This is a genomic window from Synechococcus sp. BA-120 BA3, from assembly GCF_034931285.1.
In the GTDB taxonomy this organism is placed as follows: domain Bacteria; phylum Cyanobacteriota; class Cyanobacteriia; order PCC-6307; family Cyanobiaceae; genus Cyanobium.
Genome location: NZ_JAYGHZ010000249.1, coordinates 1 through 16315, shown reverse-complemented (window position 1 = coordinate 16315; position 16315 = coordinate 1). Strand labels below are relative to the sequence as shown.

The window sequence follows — 16315 nt, the reverse complement described above, 5'->3', positions numbered from 1 at the left end:
GGAGGCGGAGGCGATCCGTCAGCGCAGAGCTGTCAGTCGGCGCAGAGGCGTCAGTCGGCGCAGAGCTGATCCACGGCGGCCCGCAGCTGGCGCTGCTCGACCGGCGCGTCGCGGGGATTGCCGGCCCGGTGGCCCAGGTCGGACTCCAGGACCTCGAAATGGGCACCGCGGATCAGGGCGGCCTCGGCCTGGCAGTCGTCGGGAGTGAAGTAGAGGTCGTGGCGGCCGGCGATCACGGCGGTGCGGGCCCGTATCCGGCCCAGGGCCGCGGCCAGCTCGGCATCGGGATCGCCAGCGCCGTCGCCCGTGCCATCGGTGGCGCTGATCCCGGCGGCGGCGGCCACATCGTTCGCCATCCAGACGTCGAGCATGGCCAGCAGGTCATGGGGGTCATGGCGGCGGTAGGCCGGTAACCAGGCCTGTTCCACGTAGGCCTCGACGCTGGCGAAGCCCAGCTGGCGGTGGGCGCCGCGGCGATAGAAGGGCTGGCTGGCGGCCCAGCTGGCGTAGATCAGGGCGAAGGTGCGCAACCCCTGCTCGGGCACCCCCCGGAAGCGGAGCCCATCCCAGTGGGGATCGGCGGTGAGGGCCTGGCGCAGGCTCAGCAGGAACACCCGGTTGTGGGCTGTGGTGCGCGCCGTGCCGCAGACGCAGCAGATGCGCCGGGTCCGCTGCGGCTCCAGCACGGCCCAGTGGTAGGCCTGCTGGGCCCCCATCGACCAGCCGTAGATCAGGGCCGGCTCGGCCACCTGGAAGACCTCTTCCAGCAGCCGGCGCTGGGCGGCCACGTTGTCGCGGTGGTCGACGGGCCAGCGGCCGTCCTCCAGGTCCGGTCCGGCGTTGCTGGGGCTGGAGGAGCGGCCGTTGCCGAACTGGCTCACCAGCACCACGCACCAGCGCTGCGGATCAAGGATCGGTCCCACCACCCAGTCGATGTCCTCGGGCCAGGCGCCGTAGGAGCTCGGGTAGAGCACCAGGTTGGAGCGGTCGCCGGCCAGCGTTCCGTAGACCCGGTAATCGAGCCAGGCGGAGCGAAGGGTTCCCCCGGAAGCGAGGGGAAAGTCCCCGAGCGCGAAACGGCGCGGGATTGCGGGGCTGGGGGGCAAGAGATCGGGATTCAGGGGAGGGCCAGTCGAGCGGGATCGCTCAGGAAGTCGCGGTGCACCGCCAGATAGCCCTGACCGGTGTGCACCAGATGGGGCGCCAGATGGCCATGGGCCTCGGCGAGGGCGTGGAAGGGAACCGAGGGGTAGAGGTGGTGCTCAACGTGGAAGGGCATCTCCCACATCAGCCAGCGCAGGGGCGCCAGCGTCAGGGTGGAGCGGGTGTTGCTGAGGCCGTCGGTGCCTGTGCTGCAGCCGCCGTGCTCGGCCATCAGCACGAAGCGCAGCAGGGGCTGGCCGACGGCCAGCGGCAGCAGCCAGAACCAGAACAGGGCGCCGTTGGCCTGCCAGAGGGAGGCGGCCAGCAGGACGGCGTAGACGGCGACCTGAAGCCGAATCGAGCGGGTGACGGCCGCGGTCGCCTCGGCGGGGATGTAGGGCCTGCCGCCGAAGTCACCGCGCAGGCCGGCGGCATGGCCGCGCAGCTTGCCGGTCCACCAGGGCAGGCCACTGAGCTCGAGCAGATAGCCCCCCAGGGTGCTGGGCGGGTCGTCCTCCAGTTCCGGATCGAGGCCCGGCTGGTGGGTGAAGCGATGGTGCCACTGGTGGTAGCGGCGGTAGTAATCGGCGTTGTAGAAGCTCAGCAGACCGGCCCACCAGGCCACGGTGTCGTTGAGCGCCTTGCTCGCGAAGGCAGTGCGGTGCCCGCACTCGTGCATGGCGCAGAAGCCGAAGGCCAGACCCCAGCCCAGCAGCAGCAGTCCCACCAGCCGCAGGCCCCAGAACGCAGCGGTGGGGAGGGCTGGCGGCATGGGCCATCTCCAGAGGAGGGCGCCCAGGCCCAGCACCGTGAGGTGGAAGGCCAGCCGGCGCCAGCCGGGCCCGTCGCGTCGTTCGTTGAGGCGCGCCAGCAGCGGAGCGGACAGCAGAGGCCCGGCGGTGCGCGGGCCGGCCACCGCTGGGGCGGAGGGTGGGGAGGCGGTCACGAAGGTCGCCGTTGGCCGGCGGAGGGAGAGGATGTCGCTCCACTGTCCCGCTCGGAGTCCGCCGGACACCGTTCGTCACGGACACTTGCTCCGGGTGTGGCGCCCGGTGGGGATGGTTACCCGCCGGGGGCGTGCGGCAGGGAAGAGTGGGATCTGCGTCGTGCCGCTCCGGTGCCTTCCCTGCTGTTTTTCTCCCTCTGGGGCTTCGAGGGGCCCCTCGCCATGGCCCTGGAGACGGCCGGCCGGGGGGGATTCGACGGGGTGGAGCTCAACATCCACCATCCGTCCCTGGTCGGCGACCCGGACGGACGCGCCCGCCTGCTGGAGTCCGGCAGACCCCTGGTGCTGGAGGTGGTCACCGGCGGCGATTACGTGCCGGAGCTGGCCGTCACGCCGGCGCAGCACCTGGCGGAACTGGGCACCCAGCTGAACCGCTGCTCCGAGCTCCGCCCCCACCGGGTGACCGTGCTCACCGGCAGCGATGCCTGGCCCCTGGAGCGGCAACGGGTTTTTCTGGCCGAGGCCCAGGCCCTGGCGGCGGCCAGCGGCCTGCCGGTGAGCTTCGAAACCCACCGGTCCCGCTGCCTGGGCATGCCCTGGACGATCGCGCCGCTGCTGGAGGCCGTGCCGGGGCTGCGGCTGACGGCCGACCTGAGCCACTGGTGCGTCGTGGCCGAACGGCTGATGACCCCGGATCTGGAGCCGGTGCAGGCGATGGCCGACCGGGTGGACCACATCCATGCCCGGGTGGGCCATGCCCAGGGTCCCCAGGTGTCCCATCCCTTCGCCCCCGAACATGCCGAGGCGCTTGCCGCCCACCTGGCGTGCTGGCAACTGTTCGCCGAACGGGCGGTGAATCGGGGGGCACCGCCCCCCAGCTTCACACCCGAATTCGGGCCGGACGGCTACCTGCCCACCCTGCCGTTCACGAACCAACCGGTGGCCGATCTGCTGACGATCAACACGGCGATGGCGCGGTGGTTGCGCAGTCAGCCGATAGCTGGGAACAGCGATAAGCTGTGTTCATCGTGAACAGAGTTACGTCGTGATGAACATGATCGACGCCCCGACCGGCACGCCGTCGGCCAACCGCTCCAGCCAAGGGTCCGATCCCCGCCAGGCCACCCTGGTTGCTTCCCTGCGCGCCCGTTACGCCATCGCCGAGCAGCGCCAGGACGCCGATGCCAAGCGGGCCCTGTTCAAGGAAGCCGCCTACCTGGGCATCCGCCCCGACGCGTACCAGGGCTCCAGCAGCGCAGCGTAGATCGCCTGCTGGTGCAGGATCCGGGCCTCTAGCCGGTGCGGCGGTCCGGTGCGGAAGCCATCCCCGTAGCCCCGCTGCGCCGATTCCACCAGGGCGCGGTCCTCGGCGAGGAAATGGACCATCTCCGCCATCAGCGCCTCCCCTTCGCCCCGGAGTGAGGCAGGCCCCAGCAGCCACACCTGCATCCGGCAGGTGTCCAGCGCTTCGGGCAGGAACTGGATCATCGCCAGCCGTCCGTCCGGCCACGCCAGCAGGTGGTTCCACGGCGGCAGGCCGAAGGTGAGGAACTCCCCGTCCGCCTCAGGCGAGGGGGTGGCCAGCACGTTGGCCCAGGTGCCGAAGCGATGGCGGTAGTCGCGCACCGGGCCCTGGAGCCGATGCAGGGTGGTGGGATGGGCGATGGCGACGTGGTAGTCGTCCAGGGTGTTGTCGTGGGCGATCTTCCAGTTGCAGGCCAGTCCCCGCTCGTGGAAGGCCAGGGGCACCAGGGTTTGGGCGAGGGCTTCGGGAGCTTCCTGCAGCGCCAGATCGAGCTGGTCGTCCAGGGGGATCGGGTCGGCCCCCAGGGCCACCCAGATCAGGGAGGCCCGCACCTGGCAGCCGAGGACCTCGAGCGGCCAGGCACCGCGATCGAACGGGTCGACGAAGTCCCCTTCCCGGGCGGCCGCCAGCAGCGTGCCGCCCAGGTCGTAGGTCCAGCCGTGGTAGGGGCACACCAGCCTGCGGCAGGCCACGCTTCCCTCCTGTGGGGAACGGAAGGCCACCGCCCGGTGGGGACAGCGGTTGCGGAAGGCCCGTACGCGGCCGTCGCTGCCGTGGCAGAGCAGCACGGGAAGACCGAGCAGCTCCAGCGCCCGCACATGGCCCAGCGGCAGATCGGCGGCGGCGGCGACGGGGTGCCAGAAGCGGGTGGCGTAGTGCTCGCGCTCGAGGGCGGCGATGGACGGCGAGCCGTAGAGCTCCGTCGGCAGAAAGGTGGCCCCGGTGGCGGTGTCCATGGAACGAACGGTGTGGGCAGGACGGAGTGATCCCTCAGAGCAGGGCGCCATCCAGGCTGCGCAGGCGGCTGGCGAGTTCCTCGCGCAATTCCAGGAAGGGCGGGGACACGCGCAGGTGGCGCAGGTCGGAGCGGTCGAGCTGGACGTCGACGCTGTGGACGATCCTGCCGGGGCGCGGCGCCATGATGTGCACGGTGCCGGCGAGCAGCAGCGCCTCCTCGATGTCGTGGGTGATCAGCAGGGCGGTGAGCCCTGTGCGCTTCCAGAGGTCGTGGAGGAACTCCTGCATCGATTCGCGGATCTGCAGATCCAGCGCCCCGAACGGTTCGTCCAGCAGCAGCACCTTCGGTTCGTTGGCCAGGGCCCGGGCGATGGCCACCCGCTGCTGCATGCCCCCGGAGAGTTCCCGCGGCAGCAGTCGGGCCGCATCCGCGAGCCCGACCACGTCGAGGAAGTAGGCGGTGCGTTCGCGGATCTCCGCCTTGTCTCGACCCTGGAGGGACAGGCCGAAGGCGACGTTCTGGGCCGCTGTGAGCCAGGGGTAGAGGCTGTACTTCTGGAACACCATGCCGCGGTCGGAGCCGGGGCGCTGGACCGGCACGCCATCGAGGTGGATGGTGCCCGCGCTGGGCCGCTCCAGACCGGCGATCAGGCGCATCACAGTGGACTTGCCGGACCCCGAACTGCCGACCAGGGCCATGAACTGGCCCGAGACCAGCTCGAAAGAGATGTTGTCGAGAACGAGCTTGCGATCACGCCCTTCGCCGAAACTCTTGGAAACCTGGGAGACCTGGAGATGCATGGGGTTCAGTTGGCCCAGGAGCAGGCCCGTCGCATCAGAAAGCGGAAACCCAGATCGATCATCAGGCCGATCAGACCGATCACGATCAGGCCGACGAAGATCTCATCGGTGCGCAGGAATCGCTGGGCTAGGCTGATGCGTTTACCCAGGCCCTCATTGGCGGCCACCAGTTCGGCGACGATCACCAGGTTCCAGGCGGAGGCCATGTTGATGCGGTAGGTGTCGAGCACCTGGGGAGCGATGTAGGGGGCCACCACCCGGGTGAGGATCGGCAGGCCCCGGCCCCCCAGGGTGAGGGCCGTTTCCACCAGTTCGGAGGGAACGAACTTCACCGCATCCATGATCATCAGGGCGTTGAAGAAGAAGGTGCCGATGAAGATCAGCATCACTTTCGGGAGTTCCTCAAGGCCGAAATAGATGATCAGCAGCGGGATGAAGGCCGGCGCCGGCATGTAGCGGATCAGCGCCATCAGGGGCTCCAGAAAGTGGCAGATGGTGCGGTTCGTGCCCATGGCGATGCCGATCGGCAGGGCCAGCCCTGCCGAGATCATGAAACCGATGAACACCCGCTTGATGCTGGCCGCCGCATCCGCCACCAGGATGCCCCGCTGGAACTGGTCGGTGCCCGCCATCCACACCGCTCCGGGGCCCGGCAGGAAGAGCTTGTCGACCATGCCGCTGGAGGTGACCAGCCACCACACCAGGAAGACGGTAAGGATGCCAAGCACCCCCAGGACCCAGGGGTGGCTGACGAAGCGGCGCAGGGCGGGGGACCGGGCCATGGTGCTCAACGGGCGTTGTCGACGAACTGGGAATTCAGCAGGTTGGTGAGGTCAGGCTTGGTCTTGGCCAGGCCCGTCTCCACCAGGAAGGCGCTGATCTGTTCGGCGGCAAAGGGAAGCGACAGCATCGTGGTGCCCGGCTTGAAGTTGCTGCGGTTTTCCTCGAGGGTCTGGATGGTGGTGCCGGCGTTGTACTCCTTGAATTCGGCTTCGCTGACTCCGGAGCGCTCCACCAGGATCGGCAGTGTGCCGGCCGGGTCGTCCTTGATTGTCTGCAGCGTGGCGAACCAGGCGTTGACGATCTTCTGGACCTTCTCGGGATTCTTGGCGACGAATTCCGTGCGGCAGACGAGCAGATCGCTGATTGCCCCGGGGTGATCCTTGGAGGTGGCCAGGGCCCGGCTGCCGGGGCGCTTCAGGGCCTGGGTGGTGAAGGGGGCATAGACGCCGGCCGCATCCACCTTGCCGGCCGCGAAGGCCGCGGCGGCGGCGCCGGTTTCGAGCGGTACGAAGGTGATGTCCTTGGCGGAGAGACCCGCCTCCTTGAGCACTTTCAGCAGCAGGAAATGGTCGACGGTGCCTTCCTCGGCCGCGACCTTCTTGCCCTTCAGATCGGGGATCGTCTTGATCTCCGCCGCAGCGATGATCTGGTCATTGCCCGTGGAGAAGTCGTTCTGGAGCACCACCTGGAGATCGGCCCCACCCGCCACGGAACTGATCGTGTCGTTGAGGGTCTGGCTGTTGCAGTCCAGCTGGCCGGCGTTGAGGGCGTTGATCGAATCCAGGTACCCGTCGAACCACTGCATGGAGGCCGCCACCCCCTGCTTCTCGAACAACCCCTTGACTTCGGTGACCTTCCAGGGGAACCAGCCCGGCCAGGCGCTGTAGCCGATTTTGACGGGCGCCTCCTGGCTGGCCGGCTGCTGGCAACCCGCCAGCAATCCTCCCCCGAGGGCGGCCATCAGGGCGAGGGCGACGGCCCGGCGTTGACGACGGAAAAAAGTGGCTTTCAACATCACAGGAATCGCGGAATGGAGTGGTGGCTGAGCAGATGGGGAAGGTCGCGTCTTTGGCGCGCTGCCGAATGGATGCCGGACTCGGCTCCGTGGGATTTTGGAGTGAAGGGATCTCGATGGAGAGGCTCAGAAAAACTCCAGATAACGATGCTGTTCCCATTCGGAAACCGCCGAGTGGTAGGACTCCCACTCTTCACGTTTGTAGGAGATAAAGGCGTTGAACATGGCATCACCGAATACGCTTTCAGCAAGTGGATCCGCCGCGAAGGCCTCCACCGCTTCCCCGAGGGTTCGGGGCAGCATGTTCAGGCCGCGTTCGGCCCGTTCCGCTGCGCTGAGTGTGTAGGCATTCACCAGGTTGGGGGCGCCGGGATCGCGTTGTTCGCGGATCCCTTCGAGGCCGGCGGCCAGCATCAGCGCCGCACCCAGGTACGGGTTGCAGGAGATGTCGGCCGCCCGGCATTCCACCCGACCACCGGGAGAGGGAATGCGCAGCATGTTGGTGCGGTTGTTGTTGCCGTAGCAGACGAACACCGGTGCCCAGGTGAACCCCGACATGCTCCCCTGGGCCACCAGCCGCTTGTAGCTGTTGACCGTCGGGGCGATCACCGCACAGATGGCGGGGGCGTGGCGGAGCACACCGGCGATGAAGTGCTCCGCCAGCTTGGTGACCTCCCCGGGGGTCGCTTCGGGCGTGGCGAACAGGTTCACCCCGGTCTGAAGGTCCGCCAGGGACATGTTGAAGTGGGCGCCGCTGCCGGTGCGGTCGCCGAAGGGTTTGGGCATGAAGGTCGCCAGCAGACCGTGCCGATGGGCGATCTCCTTGGCCATCAGCTTGAAGAAGGTGAGCCGGTCGGCCATGGTGAGGACGTCGGCGTAGTCGAAGTCGGTCTCGAACTGGCCGGGGCCGTCCTCGTGGTCGAAGGAATAGACCCCCCAGCCCAGGCCGTTCATCGCCTGCACCAACTCGTCCAGCCAGGGCAGGTTGTCGAGCAGGCCGCGCACGTCGTAGGCGGGTTTGTCGAGGGTGTCCCGGTCGCTGAAGGGGACCCAGCCGCCCGCCGCCCCCTTCTTCAGCACGAAGAACTCGGTCTCGATGCCGAGGTTGAAGCGGAAGCCCATGGCGGCGGCCTCCTGGCGTACCCGGCCGAGGATGTGGCGGCTGCAGGCGTCGAAGGGCCGGCCGTGCAGGTGCAGGTCGCTGGCGAACCAGGCCACCTCCGGCTGCCAGGGGAGCACGGTGGCGCTGGCGGGATCGGGAACCGCGGCCACCTCGTCGTCGCTCACCTCCTGGGGAACGCCGTCGAGGGCCGCCCCTGTGAACAGCTCGGAGCCGGCCATCATCTGGCCGAGGTGCTCGAGGGGAACGGCCTTGGCCTTGCTCACCCCGTGCAGGTCGACGAAGCTCGCCAGGGCGTAGCGGACGCCCTTCGCGCGCAGGTCGGCCTGCAGGGCCGTGGTGGCATCGGAGGCGGGATGCTGGTGACTCATCAGGCGTGCAACAGGGCGGGGGAGGACTGAACGGCCTGGCGCTGGGCGTCGAGCCAGTCGTGCCAGGCTTCGAAGCCCTCGCCGGTGGTGGCGGAGAGGCGGAACACGGCGGTGCGGGGGTTCACCTGGCGGATGTGGGCCTCGATCCGCTCCACATCCACCGGCAGGTGGGGCAGCAGATCCACCTTGGTGATCAGCACGCAGTCGGCCTCCCGGAACATCACCGGGTACTTGAGGGGCTTGTCGTCCCCCTCGGTGACGCTCAGGAGCGCCACCTTGCGGTGCTCACCGATGGCGAATTCGGCGGGACAGACCAGGTTGCCCACGTTCTCCACCCAGAGGATGTCGAGGCCGGCGGGATCGAGCCGCTGGCGGAGCAGCTTCAGGCCGCCGCTGACCATGGCGGCATCCAGGTGGCAGGCACGGCCGGTGGTGATCGGCACCACCGGAATCCCCACGGCCTCCAGTCGCTCGGCATCGAGCAGGGTGGTCATGTCGCCTTCCAGCACGGCCATGGCCCAGCGGCTGGCGAGGGCGGCGAGGCTGCGCTCCAGCAGGGAGGTCTTGCCGGCGCCGGGGCTGCTCATCACGTTGAGGCAGAGCAGGTTCCAGGCGTCGAAGTGCTCGCGGTTGTGCTCGGCCCGGTGCTGGTTGGCCGCCAGCAGGTTGATACCGAGGCTGTCTTCAAGGGGCATGTGCATGGCGGATCAGCGGGCGGCGGTGGGACGGGACACGGGGTTGGTCGGTGAGGGGGCGGACTCGAACCCGTAGGCGACCGAGCGGATCCGCAGCTCGCGGCCGCTGACGATCTCCTCCATCGGGTGGTGGCAGCAGGGGGAGCGGAAGCCCTCGGCGGGATCGGGGCTGTAGGTGGCCTGGCAACGGACGCAACGCCCCACCAGGGGCACCGACTCAATCACCAGCTCGGCGCCGTCGAGCCAGCTGCCCTTGACGGCATCGGCCCAGGTGACCACCAGCTGGTCGGGTTCCACGCAGGTGAAGGTGCCCACCTCGAGATGGACCCGATCCACCGCCGGCACCCGGGGAGCGTGCTGCTGCTTCCACTCGTTCATGGACAGCAGCAGGCAGCGCGTCATGTCGACTTCATGCATGGCCTATCTCCAGGCGCGGTCGACCTGCATGTTGCAGTCCTTGGAGAGCCAGGCCGGCACCGACTTGCGGGGCAGCTGGCCGCTCACCACCAGGTGAGCCATGGTGTCGCAGATGACCCGGGTGGCCATCAGGGAGGTCATGTCGCTGACGTCATACGGGGGGGAGACCTCCACCACTTCGAGGCCGCAGACCGGAACGTTGCGGACGATCAGCTCCAGCAGCTTGAGGGCTTCGCGGGGCAGCAGACCGCCGGGCTCGGGCCAGCCGGTGCCCGGCACGAAGCCGGCATCGATGCAGTCGATGTCGAAGGAGATGTAGACGCAGTCGGTGCCGTCGGTGGCCCGCTCGATGGCGTAGGCCGCCGCCGCCTCCAGGCCCATGTCGCAGATGTCGGTGACGGTGAGCACGTTGGTGCCCCGCTCGCGGCAGACCTTCACCCCTTCCCGCGGCACCTGCCAGCCGCCGATGCCCAGCTGCACCAGGTTTTCGGCCGGGGCATTGGCCATGTTGGTCGCATGGAACCACGGCGTGGTGTGCATGCGCTCGTCCAGGTCGGTCTCCTGGGTGTCGACGTGGCGATCGAAGTGGATGATGCCCACCTTCTTGTCGCCGAGGTGGCGGCAGACGCCCCGGACGGTGGGGAAACCGATCGAGTGGTCGCCGCCCAGGATGATCGGGAAGGCCCCGCTGGCGAACACGTGGGCGATGCCCTTGGAGATCTGATCGAAGCTCTTCTCGTTGTTGGCGGGGATGGTGAAGATGTCACCCACGTCGCAGAGGGTGATCTGCTCGCGCAGGTCGACCCCCATCTCGTAGTTGTAAGGGGTGTAGAGGGCCGAGATGCGCCGGATCCCCTGGGGGCCGAAGCGGGTGCCGGGGCGGTAGGTGGTGCCGCTGTCGTGGGGGACGCCCACCACCGCCACGTCGAATTCCCCCACCCGGTTTACGTCCTCGATGTAGGGCGCCTTCATGAAGGTGTTGATGCCCGCGAAGTGGGGCAGCTCCCCGCGGGAGAAGGTGGAGATGCGCCGATCGACGATGCTTTCTGCCGCCTCCAGGCCGTAACGATGGCCCTGGTCGACCTCCTGTTGCCAGCCGGTAAGGGGAAGGGCGGCCTCCTTCTCGAGGGCCCGGGCCCCTTCCGTGCCGGCCGGGGGGCGGCCCCGGCCGAAGGCTTCGGACGCATCGGCCTGGCTGCCGCTGGACGGATCATTCATTCGGACCTCTGGGCACGGTGGGGATGGGGCGGTCTCCCGGGCTTTTGTCCCTCCGTGCCACACACCGGTGAGAACAGGGTTCTCAAGCTCCGGTGGGTGCGCTTCTCTCGGACCAGGCATCCCTCAGGTGCCGGCAATGCCAGGAATGGCAGTGCCAGCCATGGGGGACCGGAACCCTAGAAGCAATATCCGCCTTGGGATCCTGAAGGCCCCCGGACGGGACGGCTGTGACGGTTGCTACGGGATCGGGGCGGTGGCTTCAGGAAGGACAGGGAAGACCGGCCGCCTTGCGGTTGGTCTCGCGGCGCAGCAGCAGAAAGAGATAGTCCGGATCCTTGTACTGGCTCGGCAGGCACTGGTGCAGCTGCTCGAGCCGGTGCCAGCAGACCGTGCGCTGGATCTTCTTGAGGGTCCGACCTTCCCGGACCAGCAGCCGCAGGGCCTTGCAGTACATCGAATAATTGGCCTCCAGTTCACCGATGGTGACTTTCGGGATCGTGACCTTCGGCAGGGACGCTGGAAGCGATCGGGCGGTCATCGGGCATCCTTCGGGGCAGGCCCCGCAGAGATCTCCCCACTGTCGTCCATGGGCGGCCGGGGCGCGCCCCCCATCCGGGGACATTCCCGCCCCGGTCCTCCCATGGACGCAGGGGGCCGCCATGGGGGTTTGCTGACCCTGACGGCACAGGGGGGTGGCGGACCTTCCGATTCAGTTAAGGTTTGGTCAGCAGACGAAGGCCTGACATGTCCGAAGACCATCCCGTGATGAATGCGCTTCTGCAGCAGCTCCGCTCCCTCAATGAGCAGTACAACGATCTGCCCAACGAGCTCAACCGCTACCGCGTCGTCCGCCAGGAGCAGCTGATCGCCCAGTGGGCCCCAGGCGTCAGCGTCGCCGGCTGAGCCCTCCCCCCTGTTGATGCCTCACCCGTGAGGTGATGAACAAGAACCATCCCGTGTACCACTCCCTCGTCGCCAGGCTGGAGAGCCTGCGGGAACAGTACCGGCAGCATCCCAGCGAGCGGAACCGCTACCGGCTGGTGCGCCAGGAACAGCTGATCGCCCAGTGGGTGGCCGCCTCCGATCTGCCGGCGACCGCCTCCTTCCCGCCCATGGGGGTTGCGCCGACAGCGGCGACAACATGAAGAAAATCCCAGGCTTTGCTGTCGGGTACCCATTGCTGCTCCTGGGGTGCCGTTGATCGGCTATTGCAGAGGCAGCACACCCCGCTGCGGCATGGGCAAAAAGGAAAAAGGTGGTCTCAAGGTCAAGACCCTGAAGATCAAGGCCTCGAAGAAGAAGGAATCCGGAGGCAGGCGCAGTTCGGACAGTGTCTCCGGCAACGGCGTCGGCTCCACAGGTGTCTGCGAGTCGGATCTCTACAGGCCCTCGCCGATCTTCGACGACCTCTCCAACCATTCCGAGGGACGTCCCCCCAAGCTGGATCGCAAGTTCTATGAGAAGGAGCTGGCCCGGCTTCAGGTGGAGCTGGTCAAGATGCAGTACTGGGTGAAGCATGTGGGCTACCGCATGATCCTGCTGTTCGAGGGCCGCGACGCCGCCGGCAAGGGCGGCACCATCAAGCGCATCACCGAGCCCCTCAACCCGCGGGGCTGCAACGTGGTGGCCCTCGGTACCCCTTCGGACCAGCAGAAGACCCAGTGGTACTTCCAGCGCTACGTCGAGAATTTCCCCTCCGCTGGGGAGATCGTCCTGTTCGACCGCAGCTGGTACAACCGGGCCGGCGTCGAGAAGGTGATGGGCTTCTGCACGACGGAGCAGGTGGATGAATTCATGCTCTCCTGCCCGGAATTCGAGCGCATGCTGGTGCGCAGCGGCATCACCCTGATTAAGTACTGGTTCTCCGTCAGCGATGACGAGCAGGAGGCCCGATTCCGCTCCCGCCTCGAGGACCCGGCCCGTCGCTGGAAGCTGAGCCCCATGGACCTGGAATCCCGGGACCGCTGGGTGGAGTTCTCCCGGGCCAAGGACGAGATGTTCGCCCATACCAACATTCCGGAGGCTCCCTGGTTCACCGTCGAGGCCAATGACAAGCGCCGGGCCAGGCTCAACTGCATCCGCCACCTGCTCAGCAAGGTCCCCTATGAGGACATGACACCCAAGGCGATCGAATTGCCCCCCCGCAAGAGCGGTGCCGACTACCAGCGTCCGCCGATGAACGAGCAGTTCTTCGTGCCCAACGCCTACCCCTGAGGCCCCTCGCCCAGCCAGCCGCGGCCCCCGAGCAGCTCCAGCCAGATCAGCACCACCAGCCCGTGGATCAGCACGGGCGGCCAGATGGACCCGGTGAGGTCGTAGGCCATCACGCAGGTCAGCCCCAGCAGGCCGGCCAGGAGCAGGAAGCGGCCGTCGTCGAAGAGCTTCCGGCCCTGGCGGTACCAGAGCCGGCCCGCCAGCGGATGCCAGGCGACGAACAGCCCCACGCTCAGGGCCCCCCAGGCGACGGTGGCCGCCAGGCCCAGACCTTCCAGGGGGTGGGGCAGCAGTGCGGCCCGGAACAGGGTCTCCTCGACCAGGGCCGGGGACAGCAGCAGGGCAGGGGCCCGGCGCAGCAGCAGCCATGGCCGCACCGCTGAAGCCGCCGCCGGCAGGAAGCCGCTGCGGCGCCCCAGCGGCAGGGCGATGGCGGCATAGACCCCCAGCAGCAGGGCCGCAAGGGCCAGGCCGCCTCCGCCGAGGGGCGTGAAGAAGGCATCCATCAGCCGGGGCAGGGCCAGCCCCACCACAGGCAGCTGACCGAGGAGCTGGGTCGGCGCCAGGGGGGCCAGACGCCGGTCGGTGCCCGGAAGCTGGTTGGTGCGCAGGACATGGAGCGCATCCCCGTGGCGCAGGAACACCAGGGCCATCTCGTCGTGGGCACGGCGGGGCAGCATCGAGCGCCAGCTGAGCAGGCCATCCCAGAGGCTGGGGCTGGCCCTGAAGCGGTCCGGTGCATCACCCGGGCGGTCCATCAGCGCAGCGTTGTGGCGCCAGTCGGCGCGGACCATGCCGAAGGGGGTCAGCAGGGCATCGAGGGAGCGGGCCAGGGAGGCGAGCCGGGGCAGTTCGGTGCCGTCGAGCTCGCGGCGGCGGCGGCGCAGCTGGTCGATGGCGATCCAGAGGGCCTGGCTGGAATCCTGCACACAGGAGATGGCCGGGGACACCAGCGAGACGCCGCCGCCGTCGCCGCTGCGGTAGCGGGCCATCAGCACCTCCGCCTGGATCGCCAGTTCGTCCAGCAGCAGGGGGTCGGTGCGCACCAGCACGTCCGAGATCGGCCGCGTCCCGATCCAGCCCCGCTGCAGGTTGCCGGTGTAGGCGCTCCAGTCCTGGCTGCCCGAGACGATGCCGTTGGGATTGTTGGCGTAGATCTGGTGGTAGCGCAGGTCGAAGCGGGGCTCGCCGGTGAAGGGATCGATCACCACCCGGGCGGCACCGAAGGCGAAATGGCCCGTCACCGTGAAGCCGCTGATGGGCTCGCCATCGGGCCCGCCGATGCCGCCGAAGTTGTGGATCAACAGGGAACGGTCGCCGGCCTGCCAGGGGGCGTGCTCCCCATCGGGATCCAGGCCCACCCGGCTGAAGCGGCCGCGTTGGGTCTGGCCGTGGCTCCAGTTGCTCCGACTGATCGCGTTCAGGCCGGCGGCGGTGCCCCGCAGCACCCGGTCGCTCTCCAGACGGGTGAGGCGGCGGGGTTCCAGGGCCTGGGCGGTGAAGGTCCCTTCGCTGTCCGGGGCGCCGTAGAGGTACCAGCCGTCCCCGCCGACGGGGGACCCCAGCAGGCCCTGGGGGTCGAAGAAGCGCCGGCCATGGCGATCGGGGGGCTGGCGGGGCAGTCGCACCGTCTCGATCGCACCGCCGAAGTCCCCCCGGTCCCGGTCGTAGTGCTGCACCCGGAAGCGCTCCGGGTCGGCAGGGTCGCGGGAGAGCAGCCGCACCAGAGCCACCCAGCGCCCCGTGCTTTGCAGGGGCGGGCGACCGATCCGCAGCACGGTGTCCCCGTCCCGCCGCTCGAGCTCCACCTCCTCGAGCGCCACGGTGATGTCGTCATGGGGATGGGCCCCCGCCAGGGTCTGCAGCGGGCCGACGTCGTTGCGGCCGTCGAGACGGGTGGGCACCACATTGCCCTGCTGCGCCGCCAGCCGGGCCTGGGACCCGAGCCGCACCGGCGTGCTCACCTTGCCCACCAGGGCCCGCAGCATCGGCGCGTCCCGCCAGCCCAGCCGCAGGCGCTGGCCGACCAGGGCCTCCTGGCCCGCCGGGGCCTGCTCCAGCTCCAGCCACACCCAGTCGCCGCCCCCCGGGATCACGTCGGCCGCTTCGGGGAGGATCAGGCGCCCGAACCAGTCGCCGTGGGGGCGGTAGAGGGCCGGATCCGGCCGTCGCGCCAGCGGATAGTGCTCCGGTCGGTTGAAGGGGGCCTGCCAGGCCAGGTCGTAGCTGGTGGGTTGCGGGGACGGCGGCGCGCCCAGGGCACCCCTGGCCAGGGGCAGGGCCAGCAGCGCCAGGGCCAGCGCGGTCAACAGAAGCGGCAGCCGGCGGCGGCGGTCGGGGCGAGGCCGCCCGGGCATGACAGGGGCTGGCGGCATGGGGTCCTATCCGCCGCTTTCGCGGTGGATCGCCAGGGCCGCCAGCACGCCGCCGGCGAAACCGGAGGCATGGCCGATCCAGCTCACCCCCGGGGGAGACAGGAACGGCAGCAGGCTGGGCAGCGCCCCGCCGTAGGCGAACAGCGCGGTGAGGGACAGCAGGATCGAGAGGGGGCGGCGCTCCAGCCAGCCGATCAGCAGCAGGTAGCCCAGGAGTCCGTAGATGACCCCGGAAAGGCCGTGGCTGGCCTGGTGCCAGAACAGCCAGACCGGGATGGCCATGGCGTAGACCCCCAGCCACACCGCTAGATAGTCACCCCGGCTCTTGGCCAGCACCAGCCAGGACAGGGGCAGGAACCAGAGGCTGTTGCTGATCAGGTGTCCGAAGCCTCCATGGCTGAAGGGGGCGGTGAGCACCCCGAGGAAGGGGCCCCCCGGCACCATCGGCAGGTTCCAGCGACCCCCGAAGACGACCTGGTCGATGATCTCCTGCACCCAGGGCACCGCCAGGATCAGCACGGGCAGCACGGCCATTCCCTTGAGGCGGGACAAGCTGCGGTCGAGCCGCTGGGCAAGGGAACCGGCCATGGCCGCAGGCGAACGGGCAGTGCGTGTCGGCCTGTCCTAGCTCCCCAGCGGACCGCTCAGCAGCCACCACCACAGCGGAACCGAGACCAGGGCCAGGGCGGTGCTCCAGAGCACCAGCATCCCCACCGCCTCGACAGCCTGCCGCCGCCCGGCCGCGGCCGCTTCCGTTGGCCCGGCAGCGGCCGCTTCGGTGAGCAGCAGCACCGAGATGGCCGTGGGGGCCGCCGCCTGCAGCACCACGGCGTCCCGCAAGGGGGAGGGCAGGTCCAGCAGGCCGGCCAGCAGCAGCATGGCCGCCGGCAGCACCAGGAGCTTGCCCAGCAGGGGCGCCATCAGGGCGGATGCCCCGGCCGGGCTGTCAGCGCC

Annotated in this window: 18 protein-coding genes, 1 pseudogene and 1 riboswitch; of the genes and pseudogenes, 5 read left to right on the top strand and 14 right to left on the bottom strand. The window is 69.0% G+C overall.

Annotated features, from left to right (window positions below):
• Window positions 1-50 precede the first annotated feature (50 nt).
• Both VB737_RS07680 and VB737_RS07675 read right to left on the bottom strand, forming a co-directional pair.
• A complete protein-coding gene (locus VB737_RS07680; RefSeq protein WP_323243007.1) occupies window positions 51-1106 on the bottom strand; it encodes an alpha/beta fold hydrolase in 1056 nt (351 codons plus the stop codon).
• An 11-nt stretch (window positions 1107-1117) separates the two neighbouring features.
• Complete coding sequence (locus VB737_RS07675) at window positions 1118-2089, bottom strand: fatty acid desaturase (protein ID WP_323243008.1); 972 nt, start codon at window positions 2087-2089, stop codon at window positions 1118-1120.
• A 171-nt stretch (window positions 2090-2260) separates the two neighbouring features.
• Between VB737_RS07675 and VB737_RS07670 the strand changes: the two genes are divergently transcribed.
• Both VB737_RS07670 and VB737_RS07665 read left to right on the top strand, forming a co-directional pair.
• Entirely contained in the window at window positions 2261-3121 is an 861-nt protein-coding gene (locus VB737_RS07670; RefSeq protein WP_500312301.1) for a sugar phosphate isomerase/epimerase family protein, read from the top strand.
• 22 nt (window positions 3122-3143) lie between these two features.
• The gene (locus tag VB737_RS07665; RefSeq protein WP_500312300.1) at window positions 3144-3353 is read left to right on the top strand and encodes a hypothetical protein; all 210 of its coding nucleotides are present in this window, start codon (window positions 3144-3146) and stop codon (window positions 3351-3353) included.
• Here the strand turns inward: VB737_RS07665 and VB737_RS07660 are convergent.
• The 9 genes from VB737_RS07660 to VB737_RS07620 form a co-directional block, all read right to left on the bottom strand.
• Complete coding sequence (locus VB737_RS07660) at window positions 3302-4351, bottom strand: aromatic ring-hydroxylating oxygenase subunit alpha (RefSeq protein ID WP_500312299.1); 1050 nt, start codon at window positions 4349-4351, stop codon at window positions 3302-3304. The genes VB737_RS07665 and VB737_RS07660 overlap by 52 nt on opposite strands.
• A gap of 34 nt (window positions 4352-4385) precedes the next feature.
• Entirely contained in the window at window positions 4386-5153 is a 768-nt protein-coding gene (locus tag VB737_RS07655) for an ABC transporter ATP-binding protein (protein WP_500312298.1), read from the bottom strand.
• A gap of 5 nt (window positions 5154-5158) precedes the next feature.
• Window positions 5159-5935 (bottom strand): ABC transporter permease, encoded by a 777-nt coding sequence (locus VB737_RS07650; RefSeq protein ID WP_500312297.1) that lies wholly within the window; start codon window positions 5933-5935, stop codon window positions 5159-5161.
• A 5-nt stretch (window positions 5936-5940) separates the two neighbouring features.
• Window positions 5941-6951 carry an ABC transporter substrate-binding protein gene (locus tag VB737_RS07645; protein ID WP_500312296.1) on the bottom strand — a complete coding sequence of 337 codons (1011 nt, stop codon included), beginning with the start codon at window positions 6949-6951 and terminating at the stop codon, window positions 5941-5943.
• A gap of 126 nt (window positions 6952-7077) precedes the next feature.
• Window positions 7078-8442 (bottom strand): type III glutamate--ammonia ligase, encoded by a 1365-nt coding sequence (gene glnT / locus VB737_RS07640; RefSeq protein ID WP_323243015.1) that lies wholly within the window; start codon window positions 8440-8442, stop codon window positions 7078-7080.
• A complete protein-coding gene (hypB, locus tag VB737_RS07635; protein WP_323243016.1) occupies window positions 8442-9143 on the bottom strand; it encodes a hydrogenase nickel incorporation protein HypB in 702 nt (233 codons plus the stop codon). Before hypB ends, glnT begins: the two co-directional genes overlap by 1 nt.
• 6 nt (window positions 9144-9149) lie before the next feature.
• Window positions 9150-9554, bottom strand: a complete 405-nt coding sequence (locus VB737_RS07630) for a hydrogenase maturation nickel metallochaperone HypA/HybF (protein WP_323243017.1) — start codon at window positions 9552-9554, stop codon at window positions 9150-9152.
• A gap of 3 nt (window positions 9555-9557) precedes the next feature.
• Window positions 9558-10772 (bottom strand): agmatinase, encoded by a 1215-nt coding sequence (gene speB, locus VB737_RS07625; RefSeq protein ID WP_323243018.1) that lies wholly within the window; start codon window positions 10770-10772, stop codon window positions 9558-9560.
• A gap of 31 nt (window positions 10773-10803) precedes the next feature.
• Window positions 10804-10963, bottom strand: a riboswitch (guanidine-I (ykkC/yxkD leader).
• Window positions 10964-11031: 68 nt separating this feature from the next.
• Complete coding sequence (locus VB737_RS07620) at window positions 11032-11310, bottom strand: DUF3136 domain-containing protein (RefSeq protein WP_094584066.1); 279 nt, start codon at window positions 11308-11310, stop codon at window positions 11032-11034.
• Window positions 11311-11516: 206 nt separating this feature from the next.
• Between VB737_RS07620 and VB737_RS07615 the strand changes: the two genes are divergently transcribed.
• The 3 genes from VB737_RS07615 to ppk2 all read left to right on the top strand — a co-directional run bounded on the left by VB737_RS07615 (window position 11517) and on the right by ppk2 (window position 12986).
• The gene (locus VB737_RS07615; RefSeq protein ID WP_323243019.1) at window positions 11517-11675 is read left to right on the top strand and encodes a hypothetical protein; all 159 of its coding nucleotides are present in this window, start codon (window positions 11517-11519) and stop codon (window positions 11673-11675) included.
• A gap of 35 nt (window positions 11676-11710) precedes the next feature.
• Window positions 11711-11917, top strand: a complete 207-nt coding sequence (locus VB737_RS07610; protein ID WP_323243020.1) for a hypothetical protein — start codon at window positions 11711-11713, stop codon at window positions 11915-11917.
• 91 nt (window positions 11918-12008) lie between these two features.
• Entirely contained in the window at window positions 12009-12986 is a 978-nt protein-coding gene (gene ppk2, locus VB737_RS07605) for a polyphosphate kinase 2 (RefSeq protein ID WP_416238037.1), read from the top strand.
• On the opposite strand, the gene VB737_RS07600 is transcribed toward ppk2, so the two are convergent.
• From VB737_RS07600 to VB737_RS07590, 3 genes and pseudogenes are all read right to left on the bottom strand, one after another.
• Window positions 12977-15343, bottom strand: coding sequence for a CPBP family glutamic-type intramembrane protease (locus VB737_RS07600; protein ID WP_500312295.1), 2367 nt, complete (start codon window positions 15341-15343; stop codon window positions 12977-12979). The two genes, ppk2 and VB737_RS07600, sit on opposite strands and share 10 nt — an antisense overlap.
• A 24-nt stretch (window positions 15344-15367) precedes the next feature.
• On the bottom strand, window positions 15368-15949 hold the full coding sequence (locus VB737_RS07595; RefSeq protein WP_500312294.1) for a rhomboid family intramembrane serine protease: 582 nt from the start codon (window positions 15947-15949) through the stop codon (window positions 15368-15370).
• A 36-nt stretch (window positions 15950-15985) separates the two neighbouring features.
• Window positions 15986-16315, bottom strand: a pseudogene (locus VB737_RS07590) (hypothetical protein); the annotation flags it as partial.